The organism is Xenorhabdus bovienii SS-2004 (assembly GCF_000027225.1).
In the GTDB taxonomy this organism is placed as follows: Bacteria; Pseudomonadota; Gammaproteobacteria; order Enterobacterales; family Enterobacteriaceae; genus Xenorhabdus; species Xenorhabdus bovienii_C.
In genome coordinates this window covers 398848-425221 of the sequence record NC_013892.1, presented here as the reverse complement: position 1 = coordinate 425221, position 26374 = coordinate 398848, and the positions used below count along the sequence as shown (strand labels likewise).

Below are 26374 nucleotides of genomic sequence, written 5' to 3'. Positions count from 1 at the left end.
GATAAATAAAATGGAACTGAAATTTTTAGGCACCAGCGCGGGGGTTCCTACGAAAGAGCGCAATGTCACCAGTCTGGTTCTGGATTTACGGGGTATCCGCAATGCGCTGTGGATGTTTGATTGTGGTGAGGGAACACAGCACCAGATCCTCAACTCCTCTATCAAGATCCCGAAACTGGAGAAGATTTTTATCACCCATCTACATGGCGATCATATCTTTGGCCTACCGGGGTTACTGTGCAGCCGTTCGATGGGCGGCTCCACCGATCCCGTGACGCTATACGGGCCAAAGGGAATACGGCAGTTTGTAGAAACCACATTGCAGTTGAGCGGCTCCTTCCTCACTTATCCACTGGATATTGTCGAAGTGCAATCCGGACTGCTGTTTGATGATGGCGAGTTGAAAGTCACGGCTTACGCCCTTAACCATCGCGTGGAATGCTATGGCTATCGCATTGAAGAACATGACAAACCCGGGGGTCTAAATACCCAGAGACTTAATCAGGATAATATTCCCCGTGGCTCGTGGATGCAGACCTTAAAACAAGGAGGTACAGTGACATTAGAAGATGGCCGTACGGTGTGTGGCAAAGATTATCTGGGTGCACCGATTTCCGGTAAGTCGCTGGCCATTTTCGGCGATACGACACCAACGCCCGAAGCACTGAAGCTGGCGGCCAATGTTGATGTGATGGTGCATGAAATTACGCTGGAAGATGCACTTGCCGAAAAGGCCAATAACAATGGGCATTCCACCACAAAGCAAGCAGCGACACTGGCGCGCGATGCCAAAGCAAAACACTTTATCGCAACACATATCAGCGGACGTTATGGTATAGAAGATTGCCCGCGATTATTAGCGGAATGTCGGGAAATATTCCCCAATACCGATTTGGCAGAAGACTTTGCGATATTTATAGTTTAATAAAGCATCAATTTGCACATTTGATACTCTTATCAAGATCAAATGTGTTTACCCGACAACGATACAAAGCTTTCCTTAGATCCAGTCTACGAATAATATTTAAAATAGTAGTTTCATATTTTAATATATTTCATTAACTTATTGTTTTATAAACACTTAATTTTAATAAATTCATAATTTATGAAATAATAAAACCATTTTTTATCATTTTATTTTTTGTCACCATTTTTAGGTGACATATTAACATTTTTTTAACCAATATAATGCTCGCAATGACACCTCCACTTAATATGCAAGCATCAAAGCTAGCATTTAGCTAGTGTCGCCTATTGGTAGGTAAATAATATATATACTGAAGGAAATTATAAATAAAAATTAACATTAAATAAATTAACTAACAACCAAAATAACGATGATAAAAACTTGGAAAATAAATCCAAATTTCTTATTTCATCGCAATTTTTAATTAAAAAACCAGAGAGTCAATAATGAATTCAATCATAAAAACAGATATTAAAGAAAGTATGTATAATATTTTTACAGAAAACACAGATAATATCTGGTCTGACTGGCTTGATGAAAAAGAATTAAAAAAGCTGACAGATCACCCTGTACTCCAGTCATTTAATGATAGTACAGCTAGTGAAGAAATGTTAAAAACATTCCTAATTCAACATTGCTACTATTCTCGTCATTTTACACGTTATTTAATCGCGCTTATAAGTAAATTAGACGTATTTGAAGATATAAAAGATCTTCTTCACAATTTACTGGAAGAAATGGGATTAGAGGATGAAAACAAAATCACTCATGCTGAGCTTTTTCAGAGAACATTGAAGACTGTCGGTGCTGATATCAATAGTCAAAAACCTTTTGAAAATACAACCGCTATGGTTGACGCTATGTTTTCTTTCTGTCTTTCAGATGATCCGTTAGAGGGGCTGTCAGCCATGTGCCTTGGCGCAGAAGCTATCGTTCCCTTAATTTATAAGCCCGTATTAAATCGTTTAATGACATTGAATTACAATAAGGATGCAACAGAATTCTTCACACTCCATATTGAAGAAGATGAAGATCATGCTATTAAAATGTTTGAGATCATAGATAGACTCACTAGGCAGGACGAATCATTACGCCTCAAAGCCATCAATATTGGCAGTGAAATGATAAGAAAACGCGTCAAAATGCTGGATAGTGTCTGGGAAAGTGAAATTGTTCGTAAGAACAATGTAGAAAAGGCCGACTTAAATAATCAAAAAAATGATCTTTCCTTTAATTCTTCTGATTTTTGGCGTGTCAACCACAAATCAACACCTTCTATTCCTGAGAAACTAATTCATAAAAACGTCATTAACAGTCATAGTCATGGTGAAAATAAATTTTCAGAAGAAAGAAAACATAAAGTCAATATCGTCAATTTGCCCACTAAAACAATCAGTATGACATTAGGTCATCTTGAACCCGGACAATCGACGAATCTGCACCGACATAATTATGAAACTGTCATCTATATCATTGAAGGGGATGGCGTATCAAAAATAGGAAATAATGATGTTGCTTGGTCAGCAGGAGATGCCATTTATATCCCATCCTGGGTAGAACATAAACATAGCAGTGTGAATCAGAATCAATGCCTTTATATTGCTTGTGAAAATGCTCCTTTATTACAAAATATTGGTAACATCGCACTTCGTGAAGAATTAGAATAATTAATAAAGAAGGTGATTTATTATGTCATTAGCCACATTTTCTACATTTGAAGCTATTGCTAGCACAACTAAATCAATAAATTTAGCGCAACGATTTGTCATGGAAAACTCGTCTCTTGATAAAGACTGTTTTATCGGGCCAGACGGCTCATTGAGTTATTCCCAGCTTGCATTTTTTGTCCAAAAAAGTGCTTCTGCTATGTCGTTAAAAAAAATAGAAAAAAATACAGCAGTCATCCTCTGCCTCAATGACAGCCGGGAATTAGCTATTATTTTTTTTGCCAGTTTAGCAATTGGAGCGTTACCGGTCGTTATTAACCCGAAATTACCGGCTAATACTCTTGATTACATACTGGGGGAATTTGATACCCCTTTTATTTTCCTCGATGAGGATAATCAAATATCTATTGCAGCTGAAGCGAAAGAAAATACTATCCGTATTAAAAGGAGTGCCGATCTTTCGGCATTCTGTGATTGGATGCCTGAAAACACCAATGATAAATGGCATGATTTTTTGGAAAAAACCCATTTTGAGCCTGCTTTCATTCAATATACCTCAGGATCGACTGGAAAACCCAAGGGAGTGATTCACAGCGTTACATCAATTTTGTCTTCCTGTGAACATTTTTCTAAACATCAATTAGGTTTAACTACAACAGACATTATCTATTCAACACCAAAAACATTTTTTGGTTATGGTATGGGAAATACCCTATTTTTCCCGCTATTTATCGGCGCCACTGCAATTATAGATAGCCTTTGGCCTTCAATAACAAGGGTTACGGATAATATTAAACAATTTCAACCAACTGTTCTGTTGGCGGGGCCGATGATATTTCGTTTATTACTTGAAGATGATGAATTTAAACAAAATTGCCATCTTCGTCTGGTCGTTTCTTCTGGCTCAATGTTACCTGCACCTCTAAAAGAATCCTGGTTTCAGCGGCTCAATATAGTGATACATGATGCATTTGGCGCGACTGAAACATGCCATGCTTTTGCGACAACTTATGGTCATCCATCCCGATCAGGAAGCATTGGAAAATTTATTGCCGGGTGTACAGGAAAGATTGTTGATAAAGATGGAAAAACCGTTCCGGCTGGGGAAACTGGCGTGCTTATGCTGAGTTCAGAATCCTTAGCTCTGGGATATTGGAATAACCATCAAGATACAAAGATCAAGTTTTCCAACGGTTGGTATCGCACTGGAGATCTATTTTCGCAAGACGACGAAGGATTCCTTTATTATCACGGCCGTGAAGATGAACAGTTCAAGGTATTAGGACGCTGGTTGGTGCCGGTAGAAATAGAAAAACTCGTCCATTCCGCTTTTCCAGAAATTGGTGATGCATTTATGATCCCTTGGATGGATAGTATCCAAGAATGCAGACCTGTTTTATGTCTGAAAACTTCTTCCAGTGAATTTGAAGCAATCAGCCAACAGATAGCCAATTTTATCAGCCACCAAGTAGAAAGTTATAAACATCCCTATGTTTATCTCAATTTAGAACAATTCCCACTGAATGGAAACGGTAAAATTGATCGTAAGTCGATGATCGAAATAGCACGCCAAAAAATTACTGACCAAAATATGTCTTCTCATCCTCGGAGAATTAATTATGCTCAATCTTAATGAATTTCTTGCTTATGGTGAAGAAGGATATAATTTGGTGCCAGTATGGAAAAATATCAAAAAAACACAGATATCTCCTATTAGCATTTACGAAACCTTAGCTAACAAAAGCTATAGTTATCTTTTTGAGTTATCTGAAAAATATGAAGATAAATATAGAGCAACCTATTCTATTGTTGGGCTTCCATGTCATCAACGGATCGAAATTAAAGATTATTCAATCAAAGTATTTGACGAAAATAATGCTCAGACTCATATAACAGATATTCCCCCACTGGATGCTCTGCGGCAAATACTGACAAGCTATCGTGTACCAAAAATTGATCAATTACCCAATTATGCTGGTGGGTTGTTTGGTTATTTTGGCTTTGAAACCACACGGCTCATCGAGCCTAAGCTCCAAGCCAATACACGTAAAAAAACATTAGTTGATTTACCGGACATATTACAAATAGTCAGTCAAGAATTGATCGTTGTAGATCATATAAATGATCTCATCTATGTCATTGTCCATGCAAAACCAACTAAATCTCAAAATTTTACTGATGCAAATCTAAGAATAAACCAGATTATCAGTGAACTGGAAAAGATCCCCTATCAACAACAGGCTAACTTCAGTCCTTCTACTACCACTGATAGAACGACTTGGTTCAAGGACATGGAGTCTCATTTTCCACAGCATGACTTTCAAATGGCCGTCAACAAGATCAAGGAGTACATCAAGGCAGGTGATGCCATGCAGGTTGTTTTATCCCAAGCCATGTCCCGACCATTAAAAGCCAATGCCATACAGCTTTATCAAGCACTAACCAGTATGACAAACACACCGTACTGTTATTTGATGAATGTCGAAGATAGCCATATTGTCGGCGCATCCCCTGAAATGATGGTCTCCCTGCATCAAAACAAATTGATCAGCCATCCGATGGCAGGAACTCGGCATCGTGGCATGAACCAGCAAGAAGATGATGCACTGAAAGCCGAGCTACTTGCAGATAATAAAGAAATTGCCGAACACATTATGCTTGTTGATCTGGCACGCAATGACATTGGACGCGTAGCTAAGACAGGCAGTGTTACGGTCAATAACCTGTTAAGTGTTGAGTATTTCTCTCACGTTATGCACATAGTGTCGGAAGTATCCGGTGAAAAAATGGATGGTATCGATGAAATAGACGTCATCAGCAGCACTTTTCCGGCGGGAACACTCAGTGGAGCACCCAAGATCCGGGCTCTGGAGATCATTCATGAATTAGAACCCTATGGCAGGGGCGTTTATGGTGGTTGCTTAGGTTACATCACTTGGAACGGCGATATTAATCTCTCTATCACCATCCGGACAGGGTTACTTCATCAGGGACAACTGTATGTACAGGCCGGTGCTGGAATTATCGATGCTTCCAGAGCGGAACGTGAGTGGCAAGAAACGATCGAAAAAAATAGTATGATGATGCATGCAGCATATCAAGCAGAGCAATTTTCTTTATGAAATGGTATAGGAAATAAATCATGTATTTCATTATAGATAACTATGACTCCTTTACTTATAATATTGCCCAATATTTGGGTATGCTTGGTATAGAGGTTTTAGTCAAAAAAAATGATCGAATTACCTTAGAATATATCGAACAACATAACCCGACTGGATTAATTATTTCACCCGGCCCTTGTACCCCGAATGAAGCAGGAATATCAACACTTGCCATTCAACATTTTGCTGGAAAAATTCCAATTTTAGGTATTTGCCTTGGTCATCAATGTATAGCACAAGAATTTGGTGGGAAAGTTCTCAGAGCCAATAAAGTGTATCATGGCCATACTTCAACAATCACCCATAATGATAAAAACTTATTTGCCAATTTACCCCAAGATATTAAAGTTGGTTGTTATCATTCATTGGTAGTAGATGACTTGCCGGAATGTTTAACCGTGACAGCAAGGTCATGTGATGAATACAATGACATTATGGCACTCAAACATAATGATTTTCCTATATATGGAGTACAATTCCACCCTGAATCTATTCTCTCTGATTTCGGACTGGATATGCTTAAAAATTTCATCAAGATAACACAAGAATGGAAGCCGATGAATAGAATACAATAATCCGCGCTGGCAATATCAGTAGCTATATACTTGCCATAAATTATATAGTCTTACAAATAATCATAATGTAATAAATCATTTTATACATTGATCTTAAAGGAAATATTGACCAATGATTACGCCAGAAGAAATAAAAAAAATTATTAGTTCGGAAAATATTGGTGCCGGTAACTTTATTCATCACCTAAATAACTATTTTAGCGAACGAGAAATGAGTCCAAAAATAACATGTGATGTACCAACATATGATAATCCAGAAGAAGAAAAATCACAGTTTGAAATTAATGATCTTGTTAAGATATCAGATCAGTTGTCAGGGGCTTATATTGCACTAGGCGTCCAAAAACGGGAACCAGTGGCATTATATTTTGATGATACTATTGACTATTTAATTCATTTTATTGCACTGAACAATATAGGCTCGTTTCCTATTTTTGTGAATGGCGATCTCAGTAGTCATATTGCTATGTCGTTTATGCAGAATAGCGGAACAAAATTTATTATTTCAACGGAAGAAAGAATTCACTCACTGGGTGATAAAGCTGCTGGCATCCAGTTTGTTACTCCCAATGAATTGAATTTATTAAAAAAACCCATTTCAAGATATTACCAACATCATGCAAACGATATTATTCTGTTAGGGCATACTTCCGGCACAACCGGTTTGCCAAAGCCAGTTATTTTTACCCATGAATCTATGTTTCACGGTATTTTGAAAGAAGTCGCTAAGCAACGCGGAAAACAAATATTATCCATGTTCCCGCACTCTCACGGAGCCTCTATGACATTGATCATGTTGACATTGACACGAGGTGCGGCAATACATATTCAATCAAAGAAAACCGCTTTTGACATTTTAGATTCCATTGAACAAATTAAACCTGACACCGTTGCTGCTTTTCCCAAAATATTTGTTGATCTATGCAGAGAAGACCTCGATGACTGGGATCTTAATTCTATTTCCCACTGGGTTTCCACAGGTGACGCGAATCACGAACCCCATATACGAAAGTTGATTTCTTATGGTCATCATTTCGTTGATGGCAAAAAAGCGCGTGGATCTTTCTTCATCGACAATCTTGGCTCTTCAGAATTCGCATTTGCCATGTTCAGAAATATTCATCAACCAAAAACAGACAGATATGATCGTTGTATTGGAATACCTTTTTCCTGGGTTGATGCTGCCATACTTGATGCAGACGGAAATGTTCTCCCCAATAACCAAGTCGGTATGTTGGGCGTTATTTCAAAATCAGTAACCACGGGTTACTGGAATAACCATCTCCTGACCGAGAAAAACCGGGTTAATGGTTATTGGTTAACAGGTGATTTGGTTTACCGTACCAACGACGGTTTCTTTTACCACGTTGATCGTACATCAGATTGGATTAAGACTCCCCAAGGGCCACTTTACAGTACCCAATGTGAAGAGTGGCTGTTGAAAAATATCGATAGTATTTTTGATATCAGCATTGTCGCTACCTCCCTGCCCAATGGCGATCAACAGACAACGGCTATCGTCGAGCTGAAAGCAGGGCACGAAATTTCGCCGGCCACACTGTTACAAAACATCAACGCCTGTCATCAGGAAAAACAATGGCCATTGATCGACAATATTGTTTATCAATCCGCTGACAACGATCTCGGCGTCACAGGGAAAAAACTCAAAAGAAAAATCAGAGATCGTATGCCTGAAGATAATTCAATGGTAACTGAAGAAGGAAATTAATATGAAAACTTGCTTAATTACGGGTGCCAACAGAGGCATCGGATTTGAAATTGCGAAAAAATTGGGTGAACGAGGCCATCGGGTAATACTTTCAGGCCGTGATATACCTGCGCTTGAACATAGTGTTTCACAATTGACCCAAATGGGAATAACCGCCGATTTGCTTCATTTGGATGTCACAGATCCAGAATCCATAAAATCTGCGGCAAATTTACTGCTCAGCGCCAATACGACCCTTGATGTACTGATTAATAATGCTGGTGTTTTTCTGGATTCAATCCAAAAACCCAGCGAAACCTCTCTGGATGACATCCATAAAAGTCTGACGGTCAATTTGGTTGGCCCCTGGCTCGTCACCCAAGCATTTTTACCCTTACTCAATCGTTCAGAAGAAGCTCGACTCATTTTTATATCTACCGATCTTGCCGCGTTATCCCAAGCTGCTGACCCGCATTCAAAATATAACAGAATCGAAGGTCCAGCTTATCGAGCCTCCAAAGCCGCTCTGAACATGCTCGCGTTACAATGGGCGAAAGAATTTCGTGATTCGAAGATTTCTGTCAGTGTATGCAGCCCGGGTTGGTGCAGAACGGGCTTAGATAGCCAAATTAGTTCAGAACAGGCACCAAATTCTGCTGCCGAAGGTGCTGATACGGTTGTTTGGCTGGCCTTAGATAAGGGCAGAGAACAACACGGCCATTTTTATTCAGCTCGCCAGACTATTGATTGGTAATGTCCTAAGATAAAAAATGTATGGAGATAACATCATGACAATAAATGAAAATATCGATATCACCGTTCAGCAAACTGAAACAGCGTCCTATATAGACAATCTGGTTGTTCAGGGAAAAATCGCCCAAAAAGAATTGGAAAAACAGTCAGATGAAGATATTGATAACGTTCTTCACCATTTGGCAAAAATATTTTCCACTCACTGCCGGGAATGGGCTGAAAAAGAGCTTGCTGTGACCCGTATCGGCAATGCCGACGATAAAGAACACAAATTAGCTTTGGTAGTGAACCAAGTATTTAAGGGATTATATGGCACCAAAACCCATGGTCGTCTTGGTGGAACCCAAAGGCTTATTGAATATGCCAGTCCAGTTGGATTGATCTTTGCCGTTGTCCCATTAACAAATCCGATTCCAAACTCGCTTTTCAAGATCATGCTTTCCATCAAAACTCGCAACGCCATCATTTTCAGTTATCCCGGTAAAACTGGCAAATTGGCAGATGAATTTATTGGTCTGGTACAACAGGTTCTTACCGAGCACGGATTGCCCGTTTCATTGGTTCAAGTCTGCACGCCTCCAAGCCATGATAAAACCCATATGCTGATGCAGCACCCCGGTGTAGACATGATCCTTGCGACAGGAGGAAGAAATCTGGTGCATGCGGCTTACAGTTCTGGTAAACCCGCGTTTGGCGTAGGGCCTGGCAATGTCCCTGTCTATATCAGCCGTTCCGCTCACATTCAGAAAGCTGCCGCCAATATTGTTAATGGCAAGATATATGATAACGGCATCGTTTGCGGCTCAGAGAGCAACCTCATAGTACATCCTGCAAGCAAAAATGACCTGATCTCGGCTCTGGAAGCCAATGGTGCGGCAATCTTGACAAGCAGCGAAGTTGAGCAGGCTATCCAGACGTTATTTAATCCAGAAACCCAGTATGTAAGCCGTGAAAATATTGGTGTCTGCGCGGCATCTTTGGCTGCTAAAGCCAACATTTCACGCACTTATCCCATTAAATTGCTTGTTATACCCGCAGAAATAGGCAGGCATGATTTTCTCAGCAATGAAAAAATGGCGCCAGTACTTACTCTATATACTGCTGATGAAGAAAATGGAGTTTCTCTTGCCTATTCGTTGATTTGTAACGAGGGAGCAGGGCATACGGCTGTAATACACAGCGAAGATCCAGAAGAAATTCATCAATTTTCAACCGTCATGCCTGCCGGACGCATTTTGGTGAATACATCAGCAACACAGGGCATGCTCGGGGAAACCACTGAGCTACCTGTATCATTCATGCAAGGCAGTGGGACTTTTGGCCACAATCATTCAACCGATCCGATCATCTGGAAGCACTTAGTCAATATCAAACGTGTCGCACACGGCCTACACTGATTTTGCTAATACTTGCGAATTTACGTAATTTGGGAAGTAGATATAATGAAGATACAGTGTATTGGTGCAGGCCCCGCAGGGTTAGTGTTTTCCATTCTGGCAAAAATGCAGGATCATAACCGTGATGTCGTTGTATACGAACGTAACTTATCAAATGTTACAACGGGTTGGGGGCTTGTACTTTCTGAGCCGATGTTACAGCAGTTAGCCAATATCGATCCCAGTATTGTTGAACAGCTCAGACCTCATATTTCAACATTAAACCATATTGATATTTATATAAAAGAAAAAACGTTCCGTTCATCTGGATACCAATTCCTTGCGATCAGTCGGTTAGAAATGATCAATACCCTTAGGAAAAAGGCACTGGATCTGGGTATCAAGATTAATTACGACTCTTCACTGAATGCTGAAGATCTTATTAACCTCCCCGCTGATTTGACTGTTATTAGTGATGGCGCCAACAGTAAGATAAGGCATCAGTTAAAAAATGAATTCGACACTAACATTAATGAAGGAAAGAACCTATATTTATGGTTAGGAACTTCACATCTATTTAACGATACCTTTAACTTTATTTTCGAGCAGACAGAAACGGGTTGGTTTTGGGCACATTGTTACAAATTTGAGAATAATCATTCTACATTTGTTGTCGAATGTACTCATGAAACTTGGGTAAAAACAGGATTTGCACATATGGATGAGAAACAAACCATTGCATTTCTTGAAAAGGTCTTTCACCGACATTTATGCGGCCATCCATTGCAAATCAATGATACGTGCCGTGAAAAAGCCTATTGGCGGCGTTTTGTTACACCAGTCAGCAAACACTGGTCTCACGATAAAAAAGTTTTATTAGGAAATGCAGCGCATTCCGCCCACTTTTCCATTGGTTCTGGGACTAAGCTAGCAATAGGTGATGCCATTGCTCTGGCAGAAAATCTGAAATCAAGCAATAAACTGGACTCAGCCTGCTTTACAGATTATCAGCACAATCGTCAAAATGAATCATCTAATTTACATATTGCAGCACAAAGTTCTCAATCTTGGTTTGAAAATGTTGAATCATTAATTGAAAATGACCCATTAGAATTCTCTATATCTTTGCTTTTGAGAAGTGGTAGACTATCACGCGATGAACTCACCATAAACCTGTTATAATAAGGTTTTCAAAGAATCAGATTTATATTTTATTCATCTTTTTATATCAATTGAAATAGTAAATGGGAGTCACCAATGAATTACGCAAAAATTTCACCTAAAATAATGAACCCTCTGTATAAATGTTATGATGAAATACAGAAATGTGAATTAGACCAATCACTTATTCTTTTGGTTGAAATGCGAACCTCACAAATTAACGGCTGTGCTTACTGTTGCAGACTCCATGCAGAAATGGGGCGTAAATTAGGTATTGAGGAAGAAAAGCTGGATAAGTTACCCGGTTGGTTTAACTCCCGTATTTACAATCAAAAAGAAGTACTGGCACTGGAATGGTGTGAAGCATTAACCATTGGTCTTAGGGACAAAGATCTTAATGATCTTAGAGAACGTCTTGAAGAATTATTTTCAGAAAAAGAACTTGTTGATCTGACCTCAGCCATATCAGTAATGAATGCCTTAAACAGAATGGCAATAAGCATCGGTGATCACAGCTAATAAATTATAGTTCTTTTGATAAAGATAGTTGCTTGATTAATCTGTTGAATAATATGTTTCCTGGATTATTTCTTCCAGGAAGCACTATAATCATAAAATTCAGGAGAAGCCTATGTTAAACGGAACTCAATTAAGATACGCGGCTTTAATCGCACGTTATTCACTTGCGATTGCATATCTGGTCGCAGTAGCTGACAGATTTGGTTTATGTGGTGAATATGGAGATCCACAGATTACGTGGGGTAATTTCACGGTATTCCTTGGCGTTGTTAAGCATTTGACCCCTTGGGCACCCGATTTTATGATCCCTATTTTTGGTTGGGGAGCCACTATTCTTGAAGTTGCTCTACCCATATTCCTAATAATAGGTTTTAAAATCAAAGAAACCGCTTTAGTCAGCGCAGCCTTGTTGTTAATTTTTGCTGTTACAATGACAACGACTGGCTTACTTAAAAGCGTGTTTGACTATAGCGTTTTATCTGCATTTTCCTGTTCACTTCTACTCTACTGTTTTGAAAAATTCAGAGTGAGTGAAGATAAAAAGCAATTAAATTAATTTTCCTTAGTATACGTCAGAGCAACATCCACTTCCTATGGTATTGATTATATAAATCAGTACCATTCTACTTATAGTTATTTATAGAAACTATTCCAATTATATTTAATTACACTTAGTTATTACAATATAAATTAATATCCCCATATCAATTTTTAAACTAAAAATATAACAAAAAACATAAAATAGCATTAATATTCAAAAAGATAAGAATCACATCATAATTAATAAAACCCTATAAGTTTTATTTCATAAAATTATTACACCTTGACATTACGCATATGAATTACTTTAATAATCCAAAATATTTAATTCAACTAAAAATAAAATATTTTAATTAGAAACAAGAATAACAAATAATAAAAGAGTAAAAATTTATGATTTTTAATCAAAAAGAAATGAATATAATTCAAGCCAGGGATTTCATGAATGAAATTTTGGTGTCAAAAACAACAACAAATATTTTAAGACAAATGATACAAAAAGATACAGTTATCAAAAGCCCTATTGGAACTTATGTTGGAATTGAATCTTTTATAGCACTATTGAAAATTTGGCACAGAGCCTTTCCTAATTTGGTATATAAAGAAAATAACCTTTACGTTCATAATGAAAATATTATTATTGATTGGGAAGCCGAAGGAAAACATCTTGGTGAATTTTATTCAATTTCTGCGACAGGTAAACAGGTTACTTGCCAGGGAACAACAGAAATTGTTATGAACGATGGAAAAATTATCGATTACCATACAAAAATAAATATTCAAAATATTATTTCACAACTTATAGGTTTACCCTGCTCTCCAACACTTGATATAAGAAATATCGAAATATATAATTTAATTAATAATATATTAGGATATCAGTTATCTTGCAGACAAATAGAATGCCTCTCTCTTTCCACTCTGAATACATCAATTAAAGAGATAGCAAGATTATTATCTATAGAAAGCAACACAGTGAAAACGCACTTAAAAAGGGCTTTCGAAATAATCGGTATTAGCAATAAAAAAATGCTTATGGAATTTATTATTGAACGCCAAGCAATTGAAATACTGGTTCGATTAGGCTTATTTTTAAGAGTTCAAATAAAAAGAAATAATTATTTCGAATAATGGAATACCAGAGAGGGGCTCAATCCAAATGGGGCGTTCTGATTAATCGCCAAACTAAAAGCACCGATCGGACTGAGTTATGCCAATCATAACATCGATACCACGCAGTAGTACAAAAATTAATAATAAATTCCTGATCAATACTCATATTACCCCGCTAAATATTTAACATCTTTTTTATCACTAGCACGGAAACAAATATAAGAAAGTCGTTTTAGTGCTTTCTTTTTTCTAAAACAAAATGAGATATACTCACATTGCCATCCTCATCAAACTCCCCCAAACCCAGCACAACGTGATCAAATTCTCCATTCCATATTTTTTAAACAGTGTTCCATGATATTATTTTAGATAAATATAATTCCAATTTTATTATTGGCTCACAAGAGATACAGCCACATACTATTTTTTGAAGATAAATAAGATTTTCTATGCATTCTAATGCGATTTGTTGTTTATTTAAATAAAATTTATTAGCACCTCTTTAAAATGAATCAGTGACCTCACCTAATATAGATGGAATATATTCTGTACGACAATAAAAATTTGCGTTAGGGTAATCTTTCATTGCGCCTATAAAAACTGAAATTTTTGCATTATCAAGCATTGCGTAATCGTTTTCATCATTACCAAAAACTATAGCATTATTGAAATCGACACCCAATTTACAGAGGGATTGGTACTTATCTTCAGATTGAGGTGTTATATCAAATAGGTTATCTGCCTTATGATGGTTAATATTGTATTTAAAACCTTCACGTTCAAGAAATCGATCGATTTTAGTTCTGCTTTCTCCATCTAATACCAAAATTTTTGTTATCTTTTCACTTAATAGCTCTTTTTCTTCTTTCTCATAAGTAGATAATGTCCTCATATAGTTGTGGAAATCATGATTTATTTCAGAAACAGAAAAATACCATACTCCATCAATAACGTATGGTATCTTTTCTTCTTTCAAGAATGCAATAACTCTAGAAAAATGTTCTGGATTAAAACTATGTGAAAATAAAAAATCACCATTCTGCCAAGCCATCCCTCCATTACACCCAATCATAAGACAATTATGAAGTTCATGCGGTAGCAACGGTAGCATATCTCTGATAGGTCTGGCTGATGCGAAAATAACTGAACCACTACTACATAATTGTTTTATTTTTTCGGCAATCACATTATGTATTGGTTGTCCATTAGTAATAATGGTTCCATCTAAATCAAAAATATATGTTTTCATTCTCAGATTCTCATAAATAGCATCATTGTATGTAAAATGAAAAAAAGATAACAAAAAAAATGGAAGGCAACAACATATTATGCGAACTAGTTTAGTTATATTCAAATTAAAACTAATTGTGGATTAATTTTCTGTAAAATAATTTCATTAATAAATCGATGAGCTAAGTGATCAATTTTATTTATTAAATTTTTTCGGGTATAGCAATTTTTGAAAAAAATTTAGTCTGATTTTTGTTTTTTTGATTCTTAAATGCTTACGACTGTAGGTTTAGGTTTCCTCTCTCAATCACCAGCCTTCCCCCACATCATACAGAATAAAAATTTCTTCCGGCAAACCTTGCGATGAATGCTATCGTGAGTATAATGCGCGACGATTTGCTGGGAGAAAATATGAAATACTGCACCACACACGATGTTACAAAGCATCAAGCTAACGAAAAACTGCCTGCTGGCAGCTTGGGCGCATTATTTTTCCCATTGCAAAACCGATCATTGAAAAAGCCCCTCATTTGAGGGGCTTTTTTTTGCCTGGACAGGCAGGGCTATGAGTAAAAAGAGGAACGTAAACATGGCTAATCCGTTATATCGCAAGCATATCATTTCAATTAATGATCTGAGTCGCACGGATCTGGAATTGGTATTGCAGACGGCAGCAGCATTGAAAGCCAATCCACAGACTGAATTACTAAAACACAAGGCGATCGCAAGCTGCTTTTTTGAAGCCTCTACACGCACCCGCCTCTCTTTTGAAACAGCCATTCAGCGACTCGGCGCTTCCGTTGTCGGTTTTGCTGATAGCAACAATACTTCCTTGGGTAAAAAAGGGGAAACACTGGCCGATACCATTTCTATTATCAGCCAGTATACCGATGCAATTGTGATGCGCCATCCACAGGAAGGCGCCGCTCGTCTTGCTTCTGAATTCTCCGGCCATATTCCTGTCATTAACGCCGGTGATGGTGCAAACCAGCACCCAACCCAGACTCTGCTCGATCTGTTCACCATTCAAGAGACTCAACACAAGCTGGATAACCTGAAAATTGCTATGGTTGGTGATTTGAAATATGGCCGGACTGTCCACTCGTTAACACAGGCACTGGCAAAATTCAGCGGCAACCATTTCTGCTTTATCGCCCCGGATGCTTTGGCCATGCCAAGCTATATCCTGCATATGCTGGATGAGAAGCAGGTCAGCTACAGCATTCACCATAATTTTGAAGATGTCATGCCTGAACTGGATATCCTCTATATGACCCGTGTGCAGAAAGAGCGTCTTGACCCTTCCGAGTACGCCAATATCAAAGCTCAGTTCGTGCTGCATGCCGCTGATCTGGTTAATGTTAAAGAGAATTTGAAAGTGCTGCATCCACTGCCACGTATCGATGAAATCACCGTAGATGTCGATAAAACCCCTTATGCCTACTATTTCCAGCAGGCAGGTAACGGCATTTTCGCCCGTCAGGCATTGCTGGCACTGGTATTGAATGAAAATGTCGTCATAGAAAAATGATGAGATAGGTTAGTTTGCCGCCAGCGGCCTTTCAGCGCAATGGCAAGATGATCGACCAGCAGAAACTCACCCTAGCAACGCTGGACGAATCTGATAACGCCTCCTGATTGGAGGCGTATTTCTCATTGAGTTACAAAGAATTATACAAGGCGCTGAGGTTCCGCTTCACCTATCTCAGTCAGTGATAATTTAACCGGCACAGATTTTGATGTTGGTGTGCCCGTACCATTGCCAATACTATCCATCGGCACTAATGGATTGGTTTCCGGGTAATAGGCCGCAAGGTTCCCGCATGGAATGGCGTAAGGAACCAGTTTAAAACCATACACTTTGCGCTCAATACCATCATTCCATACTGTCTCGATATCAACCCGATCCCCCGCTTGATACCCCAATAAAGCAATATCTTCTGGATTCATAAAGAGCACCTCCCGCTGACCATAAACCCCACGATAGCGGTCGTCCAAGCCATAAATAGTCGTGTTATATTGATCGTGAGAGCGTAAGGTTTGCAGAGTAAACGGAACGTCTGTTTCGCCCAGTTGCGGGAAGAGACTTTCCGGCAGTGAAGCATCACTGAACTGCGCCTTTTTACTTGGTGTAGAAAAACGTAACTCCGCCGCTGCATTACCAAGGTAGAAACCGCCGGGCTGTTCACATTTTTTATTAAAATCAGCAAACCCCGGAATGGTCGCAGCAATGTGATCGCGGATTTTATTGTAATTCCCGGCTAATTCTAACCAGTTAATCGTTGCTGTATTTCCTACAACTGCATTGGCAATGCCCGCAATAATCGCCGTCTCAGAACGTTGAGTATCAAATAAAGGTTTGTTCAGCCCTTCTGAGGCATGCACCATGCTGAAAGAGTCTTCTACCGTAATAAACTGCGCTCCACTGAGCTGAATATCCTGTTCAGTACGCCCCAACGCCGGCAGGATAAGCGCCTCTTTTTTACCGGTAATAAGATGACTCCGATTAAGTTTTGTACTGATATGAACCGTAAGATCACAGTGCCGAAGCGCCTCTTCTGTGCGCGGGCTATCTGGCGCAGCCGCCGCAAGGTTTCCTCCCAGAGCAATCAATACTCTTACTTCATCACGCAGCATGGCACTCAATGCTTTCACAACATGATGACCGTGGGCGCGAGGGGGTTCGAAACCAAAATGTTCAGCCATGCTATCAAGGAAAGCCTTCGTGGGTTGTTCATTAATCCCCATCGTGCGATTACCCTGCACATTACTGTGACCACGCACCGGACACAGCCCCGCACCGCTTTTACCCAACTGCCCAAACAGCAATTGAAGGTTTGCGATTTCACGGACAGTATCCAAAGAGTGCTTATGTTGAGTTATCCCCATTGCCCAAGTACAGATAACCCGATCCGCATGCTGATAAATGGTGGCCGCCTCACGTAACTGTGCCTGCGTCAGACCGGATTGGTTCTCAATAAATGCCCATTCCGTTACTGCAACTTCTTGCAAATAAGCGTCCACACCTTCCGTATGAGTCGAAATAAATTCCAGATCAAAAATACCTGATTTGCCAGCCGCCAGAAATGCGTTGTGAGTTTCTAACAGTGCCTTGACCATTCCCCTGACCACCGCCATATCTCCGCCAAGTTTGGGCTGATAATAACGATGGCTGATAGCGCCTGCCTTTGGGGTAATCACTTCGAGCGGCTTTTGTGGATCGGCAAAACGTTCTAAACCCCGTTCGCGTAGGGTATTAAAGGTGACGATCCGAGCGCCGCGTTCAGCCGCATGGCGTAAACTGTGTAACATCCGTGGATGGTTTGTACCGGGATTCTGGCCGAAAACGAAGATGGCATCAGCATGATCAAAATCATTCAGCCGAATGGTTCCCTTACCCACACCCAAACTTTTCAGCAGGCCGTAACCACTGGCTTCATGGCACATATTTGAGCAATCGGGAAAGTTATTCGTTCCCAACACGCGGCCAAACAACTGATAAAGCCATGACGCCTCATTACTGGCTCGACCGGATGTATACAGCTCTAGCTGATTAGGGTTTTCCATCGCCTTAATGTGTTTGGCTATCAAGGTAAAAGCATCATCCCAGCTAATCGGTTCATAGTGATCCGTCTGATGGTTATAACGCATCGGTTCAACAACCCGCCCCTGATATTCAAGGAAGTAGTCACTCTGTTGGTAGAGTTTACTGACGCTATAAGCCGCAAAAAATGCCTGATCGACATGCCGGCGAGTCGCCTCCCAAGTCATTGCCTTAGCCCCGTTCTCACAGAAACTGAACAGGCTTTTGTTGTCATCTCCCCACGCGCATCCCGGGCAATCAAAGCCTTTGGCTTTGTTCATGCGCATCAGGTTAACCATATTTTTTAAGGCTTGTTTACTATCAAAAACAAAACGTGTTGTTGCCTCTAGTGAACCCCAACCACCCGCTGCGGAGTGATAAGGTTCTATTTTTGATTTGAATTTCATAAAAATCTCTATTTTTAACCTAGTGGTCAAAAAATTGGCCACATGATAGCAGGTGAACCAATAACACCGAGTTGGCTTATTGAAGGATAACCACGGTTTTAATCATAGGAGAGAATCGAGCAGTAATATTCATGATATAGCTATAATCTAAACCGTGATTTCTTCTTTAATAATGATCCATTGTGATACTTATTCCGTTCTTAGGCAACGGAAAAACCGATCTATTGCTATTGAGAGTACGATGTCAGCTCCTCAAATTAACCATACTATTTCTATTGGTAATTTTATAGGCAACTGTTTTATAACTGACTACGAATTTGGGATGATTTTCGTGATGCTTACGATAACGATTGAGACGTTTAGGCCTCAAGGCGTTACTTAATCAATTCAAAGAAAAAATTAATTTAAACAATGGATTATTATTATAGATGGTAGATTAAAATAATAATTTCAAAAATTAAAATTAGCCTATTCCATTAGGCTCTCATTATTTAGATAAATATCAATAAATATTTTAGTTAAATAAAAATGAGTGATATTTATCGTAGTACAACCTCAATTACATCCGCCCCACAATAAAGTACACAAAAGTCCCCACATAGTTGCCAATCACATAACCGACTGTACCAATCACCATAATCGGGCCGACCAGATTGACCCAGCCGCGGCTAATTGCCATAGCGGCTGCCGTTGTTGGCCCCCCGATATTGGCGTTACAGGCCAGAATGTTCTCTTCCAGACTAAATTTAAACACTTTTCCCGCAGCAAAGGTCAGTAACAGGTTGATCATGGCAATTACAAAAACAAAAGCAAACAGCAGTGGTGCATGGCTAATGATGGCTTCAATTGATGCCGGAATGCCAATCACGACAAAGAACATATAAATAGCGTAAGTCCCCAATTCCTGTGTGCCATTCAGTTTGCTGAATGTTTCTTTAAAGATCGAGACGAGAGTAAACGTCACAGTTGTAAGGATCAGGTATTTATCGGATATCAAACTGAAAAGCAGTTCCTGATAAATACTGTTTGGTTGCCCCAGCAGGGCTTTTAGCCATGTAGATAACTGAAATGACAGCGCAACGATAAAAATCGACCATGCCAGCGATAAGGCGATATCTTTCAGAGCGATATTTTTCGGCTTCCAATAAGCGGCTGCAAAAGTCTGGGATTTATCCAAGTCTGGATCGTTATCTATCGCGTCAGTATGAGGACTGCCCCAGAACTTCCTGGCTACTGTCCAGCCAGATAATGCTATCAGGATAATAAAGTAACCTGCCATCATCATATTATCGGCCACGATAGTGGATGCCGTCATACTTTGGGAAGGTTCCAGTTTGGCGGCCATTGCCGCAAAGTTGACCCCACCTCCTGTATATGAAGCCGAAATCATACCGCTGATTTTATCCAGTTCCGGGATATGCTCCTTAAAAAGCCGGAAAGAAACTATCGCGCCAATCATCGTGGCAACGGAAGAAATCAAAAATAAGATCAGTAATCGCCAGCTTTCTTTGATAATACTGTGTAAATTGGTTTTGAATAACAGCAAGGGGATTGCTAATGGCACGATATATCCCCAAACTGCATCGTAAACAGGAGCTTCTGTCGGAATGATATTTAAGTTAGACGCGAATACTGCAATGATCAGTGCGATAACTGCACCGGGTATTTTAGATGCCCATCGGTATCGCTGCTCTACCATAATTGCCACAGCAACCGCAATCATAATAAAGGCCCAAAGCATTAATGAATTATCAGAGGTAATTAAAGTATTGTTCATTATTTTCCCTGGTGTTGTTCAAGTCGATAAAATAATTTTTATTTTGTCATTTATTACATAATTAACGATTTAGTTATCTGTTTCGCGTTCCATCCACAGCACCATAAATGGCAATATCGTTTTTATAAAATGCCCACAGGGAATTGCCGTAATCATAATGCCACCATTCCGTAGGTAAGTTAGTAAAACCAACCTGAATCATGGCGTTATACAATAACCGACGATATAAAATGGCCGGCATATTTTTTTCGGGTTCTTTTTCTAACGCCGCCGTATAAGACAGCTCAGTCACTTCGTCAAATTCAGTTCCCAGAAACAGGGGCTTGCCAGATGCCACATCAAATAACGTCACATCCACGGATCCCCCCGTCAGATGGGGACTGATTTGGTGCTGTTCCGTAGGCGCAGGAGCCACAAACTGCTGCAAAAGTGCCTTTTGTTCTTCAACAGATAAATGGCGATATTGGTCAGCTATTTTTATCTGTGTTTGCTCCTGTAATGCCTGCTGAGTTTCCCGTGAACGCCAGCCATCTAATACCAAAAGCCCTAAATGAGGAGGTAGCAGCTGTGATGCAATCACTAATTTTCGGGCGACATTTTCTCTTACGGTGCAATATTCAATGGAGCCTTTTATACCAGCAAAAAAATAAGCAGATTGCTGTCTTAATTTATCTGTATCAGTAATTATCTCTAAAGGTTCATGACATTCATTGATAGGCATTCCATTAATTACTTCCCAATCAAAAAGTTTTTCAACAGCGATTTTATCCACGGTGTTATTTTCCATAGCAATAGATAGAAACATATTCGCCCTTATACTGTCATATTTGAATAAATAGACTTTTATTTGTTATTTTTAAAATACGAATTAAATCGTTAGTTTTACTTTACAACCAATAACAATATATTTACAGATTAGCAACAAAAACACATCCCATCAATTCTTATTTTCTACATATTCAAATAACTAAAATAGTCTATTAAATTAAACAGATAATAATAAATCATGTGTTTTTCTAATATTATTGAGACAAATAAGTGGGGCTTTTAATTAATATTTTTTTATTCCATCCGCTATCGTTCACAGCTCAAACAAGGTATCGCTGGATGCGTCAAAGACCGATTTATGCAGGGTGAAATGCCAAATCTTATGTGACAGAATAGGTACATGCCCTTGATCCCCTAATATCCGGAGGAGGAATACCTGAACGGTATTCATGACACAACATGACCCAAGACCATCAATTACAAGTAGAAGCTATTAAATGTGGCACCGTTATCGATCACATTCCGGCTCACATCGGTTTCAAATTATTGTCTCTGTTTAAACTCACAGAAACAGAGCAGCGCATTACCATTGGTTTGAACCTGCCTTCCAATCAACTCGGCAGAAAAGATCTGATCAAAATTGAAAATACCTTTCTCACAGAGCAGCAGGCGAACCAGCTCGCGATGTATGCTCCCCATGCTACCGTCAATAATATTGAAAATTACGAAGTTGTGAAGAAGATACCCATCAATTTGCCAAAGCAGATAGACAATGTCCTCGTGTGTCCGAACAGTAATTGTATCAGTCACAATGAGCCCGTTGAGAGCAGCTTTTATGTCATTCCAACCGCCGATGATGTGATAGTCCGCTGCAAATACTGTGAGAAGGAATTTGACCGTCAGGCAGTCATTAACAACGACTAGCATTCTGCCAAGATGAACCCTATATCCAAGGGATTTCAAGACGAAGGGTATAAGCTGTCCTGTACCAGTTGAAGCAGGACTGGAGGTCACTATAATGGTTGGCTCTCATATTTTTTCATTCAGACGTTAAACAGGAGTTTTTCATGTCACGTTCCATTCATACCGAGAATGCACCAGCAGCAATCGGCCCTTATGTTCAGGGTGTTGATCTGGGCAGTATGGTTATCACTTCCGGCCAGATCCCTGTTGATCCAAAAACCGGTGACATCCCTGAAGACATTACTGCCCAAACTCGCCAATCTCTGGAGAACGTCAAGGCGATCATCGAACAGTCTGGTCTGAAAGTGGCTGATATCGTGAAAACGACGGTATTTGTCAAAGACTTGAATGACTTCACCACCGTAAACGCAGCTTATGAAACGTTCTTCACTGAACATAACGCGCCATTCCCTGCTCGTTCATGTGTTGAAGTTGCCCGTCTGCCAAAAGACGTGAAAATCGAAATCGAAGCCATTGCGGTTCGCAGCTAATTCTCTGCTCTCTCAGCTCTGATAGCTTCAGTATCAGAGCTGTAATTTCCTCGATCTTATCTGCCATCAGCGCGGCAAAATAACTTATTCTTTCTTTATATTAGATCAATTTTTTACTCTGACATTAACGTTGCCAATGTAGTTTTTTGCCAAAACCAAGGGTGTTATCCACCATTTTTATTTCACTTAGGCTGAGTCGCCAGATAGGGGATTTTGCAGCGAGGGCGACGGGAAAACGACGGCAATAACGTGCTCTGGCAAGAGTTTCGGCTTCGCCTGTCAGCGGTGTGATTTCACCACGGAATTGAATACCTTTGATTTGGGCAATGTTACGGGTTTGCCCTGCGACAGTGCCGGCAACTACTGGATTTTGCTGCATCATCTGGCCGTGGCGGGTATCCGGTTCGGTCATAAACCAGAATGCCATACTATCGGCATCAAACGCATAGAAGCAACTCGCACACCATAGATCTTGTGATGAGGAAGTGCAGAGAGTGAAGACATGTTGTTTGGCGAGATATCGACGAATAGTTAAGAAATTTTCATTTAATTCCATATAGTTCCATACCTATTATATTTACCTGTTCATATCAGAACACAACTGGATATTCAGCCAGCCACGTGTTCTGATATTTATATAATCATGCAGGGTCAGTATGGATGCACTATAAATTATTTATAGATTTCAGCAACTCCACTGAGTTTATTCTGACCATTTGCTGAAATAACACGGAAATATGATGCACCCGCTTTATCAGCTTTTTTGGATAACTCAGCAGTCAGACTATCCAGTGTCTCTGCACCAGTAACTGAAACAACCCCAACCTTCTCTCCTTTAGCATATTGCACTTCAGTTGCAGCCATAGAGCCAAATGAAATAGCACTTAATGCCAAAATACAGACGATATATTTTACAGATTTCATCTTTCGATCCTCAGTTCACTTTTAAATTAAGGGGGCTATCTCTGTGATGTGGATCATGTTATACGCTTCTTCTGAAAATGATAATTAGCAATTATTGCTGTACTATTTCAATTATTTTGAACAAATAATACTGTAATTCCATGCCAGATAGAATATAATTTAAAATAATTCATTAAGTTATCATAATATAAAGGTAATAATTTAGGTTATCACCAAATAATGAATGAGTTTCATAGGATAATAAAAGCATGCAAATTATTTAAAATAAATAATGATATGAAATCAACCCACTGGTATCTCTATCTGATAAGAACTCGAAACAATTCTCTGTATACTGGGATTACCACAGATATCGCCCGTCGATTTATGCAGCACGTGTCTGGAAAAGGTGCCAAAGCCTTAAAAGGAAAAGGGCCATTAACATTGGTCTACCACAGTTTGGTGGAAGATCAAGGCATGGCCCTGAAGTTGGAATATCGCGTGAAGAAACTCAGTAAAAAACAAAAAGAAAGGCTGATCACTCTCCAACCTGTCTGTATAGCAACCTATTTGTCCGAGATGTTGGTGCCAAAAATAGCTCAGTCAGTCATCACTCATGATCAAAATGGTCGGAATACGTAATCAGACCGTGACAATCTTCCAGTGAGACATCCGCCAACGTGTATATCTGGAAGTGATCCTCACACTCTGGCCATTGGCAATGCAATTGGTATTCTTTGGCAAGCCTGAAACCAAAACGGCGGTAATACGCAGGCTCCCCCAATACAACAACCGCGCCATAGCCAAATTCATTTAGACTATCCAGCCCTTCATAAACCAATTTTTCACCAATTCCCTGACGACGGTACGGTTCAGCCACCGCTAATGGCGCTAGCCCAACCCATTGATGATCCTGACCATTGACATCAACAGATGTGAAACCGACATAGCCAATCACATAACCTTCATCGTCAGTCGCAACAATACCCAACGTCAACAGACCATCTTCTCTCAATCGATAAACTAACTCAGCTTCTGCCGATGTCTCAAAGGATTGACGTAACAAGCGATCAATACCCATGGCATCGACCGGAATTTCGACCCTGATTAACATGACGATAATGCGCGATCGTGCTGATCAACGCCCTCTTTTTGTCCCGCTTTGATAAATTCAGCCAGACACAATAAACCCAAGCGGAGAATGGATGGCATGGATCCCAGCCTAATGGCATCCACCAAATTTTTCACATGCAGTCCCAATTCTGTATTTCCTTCAATCCTTAAACGATGCTGAAAAAACAGTGTATCAGGATCTTCCCTGCGAGACTCCAAAAACGCCAGTTCTCCCTCAGCCAATACCCCGTGGAACTGCCAGCCAAGCAGTTGTTCCAGCACCTGATGCGGTAAAGCAAAAGGAGTCACCTTCAATGAAAGACGCAGTAATGTTGGCTCTTGACTGACTAAATGGGAGTGGATTTTACCTAACACAGTTCAGACTCCTTTTTCGTGAAAAGTAACGCGCTTACATCATAAGCCTATTTTTTATCCTTCGAAAGAAGGATAAAAAATAACACAGTCACATTCAAAAAAATCACCATAAACCATGCAACCCAAAAACCTAGAAAATCAGACAATACACCCAGCAATACACTCAATCCAACAGAAAGAGTGATAAATATCATTTCATTGAATGATAATAATCTTCCTAGAATTTGATTACCTGCTTCATTCATAATAATTGTATTTCTTATTACCCGAATACGTGAGTGACTTAACGCAATTAGAAAAAGACACAAATAAACAGAATAAAGGTGATTAAAAAAAACAGGTAAAAAAAGACCTATTATAGAGATAGTTCCGAATATGATATAGTTATTTTTTAGTGACAAATATGATCGCTTTGAGCCAATCAAACTACCCATTATAGCCCCTACCCCATATGGAACAACTAACAGCGCGTAATACTGTATCTGAGAATTTATAACATTAAACAAAGCAGGGTATATTGAATTTAATGATACGACACAAATATATGGAAATATTGACAACAGAACAACGTGTCTTTTTACTTCACCATTAAAGAAATCATATCCTATTTTATAAGTATTTTTAATTCTACTATTATTTTCAATAACACGATCAAATTTATCTGTATTATCTTTTTTAACACAAACATTTATAAATATAGAAATAGAAAAACAAAAAATACTTACAATACAGACATTACTTATCGATTTATCTTCTAAAATAAAGAAGGCCACACCGCCAGACAGAAAAGTAATTCCCTGCCTAATTAATTCAAGGTTTTTATTAGCGTTATAAAGTTCTTCGCTAGAAACAACTCTTTTTATGTAAGTTGCTCTTATTACCTGATCGGATGAACGAATGAATGTAAATATACTTGTAAGTATAATAACGGTGGCTATAAGAACAATTTCATTCAAATTTATATTTGTTAAAAATAAAAAAACAACGCTATTTAAAAGACCTAGAATATAAATATTATTTAACGCTTTCTTAGCAGAGTTTGAATCAATAAAAAAACCTATTTTTGGCAGAATAAAAAAAGTCAATATATAACCTGACGAAAGAACAACAGATACTAACGTTGTTGAATGAAAACTTCCCTCTACAAACCAAGAGATGGCAGTAAAAAAAACTGCCATTGATACACCAGATGTTAATGCAGATATTAATATTGGGATCATG

General features: G+C 39.1%; 26 protein-coding genes. 16 read left to right on the top strand and 10 right to left on the bottom strand.

All coding sequences use genetic code 11. The features are described from left to right. The first annotated feature begins 10 nt into the window (after positions 1–10). The 12 genes from rnz (at position 11) to XBJ1_RS01770 (ending at position 13561) form a co-directional block, all read left to right on the top strand. Positions 11–925, top strand: coding sequence for a ribonuclease Z (rnz, locus tag XBJ1_RS01830; protein WP_012987020.1), 915 nt, complete (start codon positions 11–13; stop codon positions 923–925). 524 nt (positions 926–1449) lie between these two features. Continuing rightward, the gene (locus XBJ1_RS22130) at positions 1450–2634 is read left to right on the top strand and encodes an iron-containing redox enzyme family protein (RefSeq protein WP_080515989.1); all 1185 of its coding nucleotides are present in this window, start codon (positions 1450–1452) and stop codon (positions 2632–2634) included. Positions 2635–2656: 22 nt separating this feature from the next. Further along, positions 2657–4267, top strand: coding sequence for an AMP-binding protein (locus tag XBJ1_RS01815; protein ID WP_012987018.1), 1611 nt, complete (start codon positions 2657–2659; stop codon positions 4265–4267). Then, complete coding sequence (locus tag XBJ1_RS01810; RefSeq protein ID WP_012987017.1) at positions 4254–5756, top strand: anthranilate synthase component I family protein; 1503 nt, start codon at positions 4254–4256, stop codon at positions 5754–5756. Before XBJ1_RS01815 ends, XBJ1_RS01810 begins: the two co-directional genes overlap by 14 nt. A gap of 20 nt (positions 5757–5776) precedes the next feature. Further along, positions 5777–6373, top strand: a complete 597-nt coding sequence (locus XBJ1_RS01805; protein WP_012987016.1) for an anthranilate synthase component II — start codon at positions 5777–5779, stop codon at positions 6371–6373. Positions 6374–6485: 112 nt separating this feature from the next. After that, on the top strand, positions 6486–8102 hold the full coding sequence (locus XBJ1_RS01800; protein WP_012987015.1) for a class I adenylate-forming enzyme family protein: 1617 nt from the start codon (positions 6486–6488) through the stop codon (positions 8100–8102). Position 8103: 1 nt separating this feature from the next. Beyond that, the gene (locus tag XBJ1_RS01795; RefSeq protein WP_012987014.1) at positions 8104–8835 is read left to right on the top strand and encodes an SDR family NAD(P)-dependent oxidoreductase; all 732 of its coding nucleotides are present in this window, start codon (positions 8104–8106) and stop codon (positions 8833–8835) included. A gap of 34 nt (positions 8836–8869) precedes the next feature. Continuing rightward, on the top strand, positions 8870–10231 hold the full coding sequence (locus tag XBJ1_RS01790; RefSeq protein ID WP_012987013.1) for an aldehyde dehydrogenase family protein: 1362 nt from the start codon (positions 8870–8872) through the stop codon (positions 10229–10231). Between the two features lie 45 nt (positions 10232–10276). Continuing rightward, a complete protein-coding gene (locus XBJ1_RS01785) occupies positions 10277–11392 on the top strand; it encodes an FAD-dependent monooxygenase (RefSeq protein ID WP_012987012.1) in 1116 nt (371 codons plus the stop codon). A 75-nt stretch (positions 11393–11467) separates the two neighbouring features. After that, positions 11468–11890, top strand: a complete 423-nt coding sequence (locus XBJ1_RS01780; RefSeq protein ID WP_012987011.1) for a carboxymuconolactone decarboxylase family protein — start codon at positions 11468–11470, stop codon at positions 11888–11890. Between the two features lie 112 nt (positions 11891–12002). After that, positions 12003–12446 (top strand): hypothetical protein, encoded by a 444-nt coding sequence (locus XBJ1_RS01775; RefSeq protein WP_012987010.1) that lies wholly within the window; start codon positions 12003–12005, stop codon positions 12444–12446. A 377-nt stretch (positions 12447–12823) separates the two neighbouring features. Continuing rightward, the gene (locus XBJ1_RS01770; protein WP_012987009.1) at positions 12824–13561 is read left to right on the top strand and encodes an ester cyclase; all 738 of its coding nucleotides are present in this window, start codon (positions 12824–12826) and stop codon (positions 13559–13561) included. A gap of 484 nt (positions 13562–14045) precedes the next feature. Here the strand turns inward: XBJ1_RS01770 and XBJ1_RS01765 are convergent, their stop codons facing one another. Next, positions 14046–14792: an HAD-IIB family hydrolase gene (locus tag XBJ1_RS01765; RefSeq protein ID WP_012987008.1), complete on the bottom strand. Its 747-nt coding sequence runs from the start codon at positions 14790–14792 to the stop codon at positions 14046–14048. Positions 14793–15362: 570 nt separating this feature from the next. Here XBJ1_RS01765 and pyrB point away from each other — a divergent pair. Beyond that, positions 15363–16304: an aspartate carbamoyltransferase gene (gene pyrB / locus XBJ1_RS01760; RefSeq protein WP_012987007.1), complete on the top strand. Its 942-nt coding sequence runs from the start codon at positions 15363–15365 to the stop codon at positions 16302–16304. A gap of 140 nt (positions 16305–16444) precedes the next feature. Here the strand turns inward: pyrB and XBJ1_RS01755 are convergent, their stop codons facing one another. The 4 genes from XBJ1_RS01755 to XBJ1_RS22240 all read right to left on the bottom strand — a co-directional run bounded on the left by XBJ1_RS01755 (position 16445) and on the right by XBJ1_RS22240 (position 21759). After that, positions 16445–18763: an FdhF/YdeP family oxidoreductase gene (locus XBJ1_RS01755; protein WP_012987006.1), complete on the bottom strand. Its 2319-nt coding sequence runs from the start codon at positions 18761–18763 to the stop codon at positions 16445–16447. 559 nt (positions 18764–19322) lie between these two features. Next, entirely contained in the window at positions 19323–20540 is a 1218-nt protein-coding gene (locus XBJ1_RS01750; RefSeq protein WP_012987005.1) for a DUF819 domain-containing protein, read from the bottom strand. Positions 20541–20613: 73 nt separating this feature from the next. Then, on the bottom strand, positions 20614–21327 hold the full coding sequence (locus tag XBJ1_RS01745) for a M15 family metallopeptidase (protein ID WP_038198284.1): 714 nt from the start codon (positions 21325–21327) through the stop codon (positions 20614–20616). Between the two features lie 294 nt (positions 21328–21621). After that, positions 21622–21759 carry a hypothetical protein gene (locus XBJ1_RS22240; RefSeq protein WP_012987003.1) on the bottom strand — a complete coding sequence of 46 codons (138 nt, stop codon included), beginning with the start codon at positions 21757–21759 and terminating at the stop codon, positions 21622–21624. An 8-nt stretch (positions 21760–21767) separates the two neighbouring features. Here XBJ1_RS22240 and pyrI point away from each other — a divergent pair, with 8 nt between their 5' ends. After that, the gene (gene pyrI, locus XBJ1_RS01740) at positions 21768–22232 is read left to right on the top strand and encodes an aspartate carbamoyltransferase regulatory subunit (protein ID WP_012987002.1); all 465 of its coding nucleotides are present in this window, start codon (positions 21768–21770) and stop codon (positions 22230–22232) included. Positions 22233–22375: 143 nt separating this feature from the next. Next, positions 22376–22762 (top strand): 2-iminobutanoate/2-iminopropanoate deaminase, encoded by a 387-nt coding sequence (ridA, locus tag XBJ1_RS01735; RefSeq protein ID WP_012987001.1) that lies wholly within the window; start codon positions 22376–22378, stop codon positions 22760–22762. 124 nt (positions 22763–22886) lie between these two features. On the opposite strand, the gene XBJ1_RS01730 is transcribed toward ridA, so the two are convergent. Both XBJ1_RS01730 and bhsA read right to left on the bottom strand, forming a co-directional pair. Then, complete coding sequence (locus tag XBJ1_RS01730; protein ID WP_012987000.1) at positions 22887–23318, bottom strand: YhbP family protein; 432 nt, start codon at positions 23316–23318, stop codon at positions 22887–22889. A 116-nt stretch (positions 23319–23434) separates the two neighbouring features. Then, positions 23435–23686: a multiple stress resistance protein BhsA gene (gene bhsA / locus XBJ1_RS01725; protein ID WP_012986999.1), complete on the bottom strand. Its 252-nt coding sequence runs from the start codon at positions 23684–23686 to the stop codon at positions 23435–23437. A gap of 276 nt (positions 23687–23962) precedes the next feature. Here bhsA and XBJ1_RS01720 point away from each other — a divergent pair, with 276 nt between their 5' ends. Then, a complete protein-coding gene (locus XBJ1_RS01720; RefSeq protein WP_012986998.1) occupies positions 23963–24307 on the top strand; it encodes a GIY-YIG nuclease family protein in 345 nt (114 codons plus the stop codon). Here the strand turns inward: XBJ1_RS01720 and XBJ1_RS01715 are convergent. The 3 genes from XBJ1_RS01715 to XBJ1_RS01705 are packed head-to-tail and all read right to left on the bottom strand — an operon-like array spanning position 24276 to position 26373. Then, positions 24276–24779, bottom strand: coding sequence for a GNAT family N-acetyltransferase (locus tag XBJ1_RS01715; protein WP_012986997.1), 504 nt, complete (start codon positions 24777–24779; stop codon positions 24276–24278). The genes XBJ1_RS01720 and XBJ1_RS01715 overlap by 32 nt on opposite strands. Continuing rightward, positions 24773–25153, bottom strand: coding sequence for a ubiquinone anaerobic biosynthesis accessory factor UbiT (gene ubiT, locus XBJ1_RS01710; protein ID WP_012986996.1), 381 nt, complete (start codon positions 25151–25153; stop codon positions 24773–24775). The genes XBJ1_RS01715 and ubiT overlap by 7 nt, the downstream gene beginning before the upstream one ends. A 47-nt stretch (positions 25154–25200) precedes the next feature. After that, the gene (locus tag XBJ1_RS01705; protein WP_012986995.1) at positions 25201–26373 is read right to left on the bottom strand and encodes a hypothetical protein; all 1173 of its coding nucleotides are present in this window, start codon (positions 26371–26373) and stop codon (positions 25201–25203) included. Between the last annotated feature and the right edge of the window lies 1 nt (position 26374).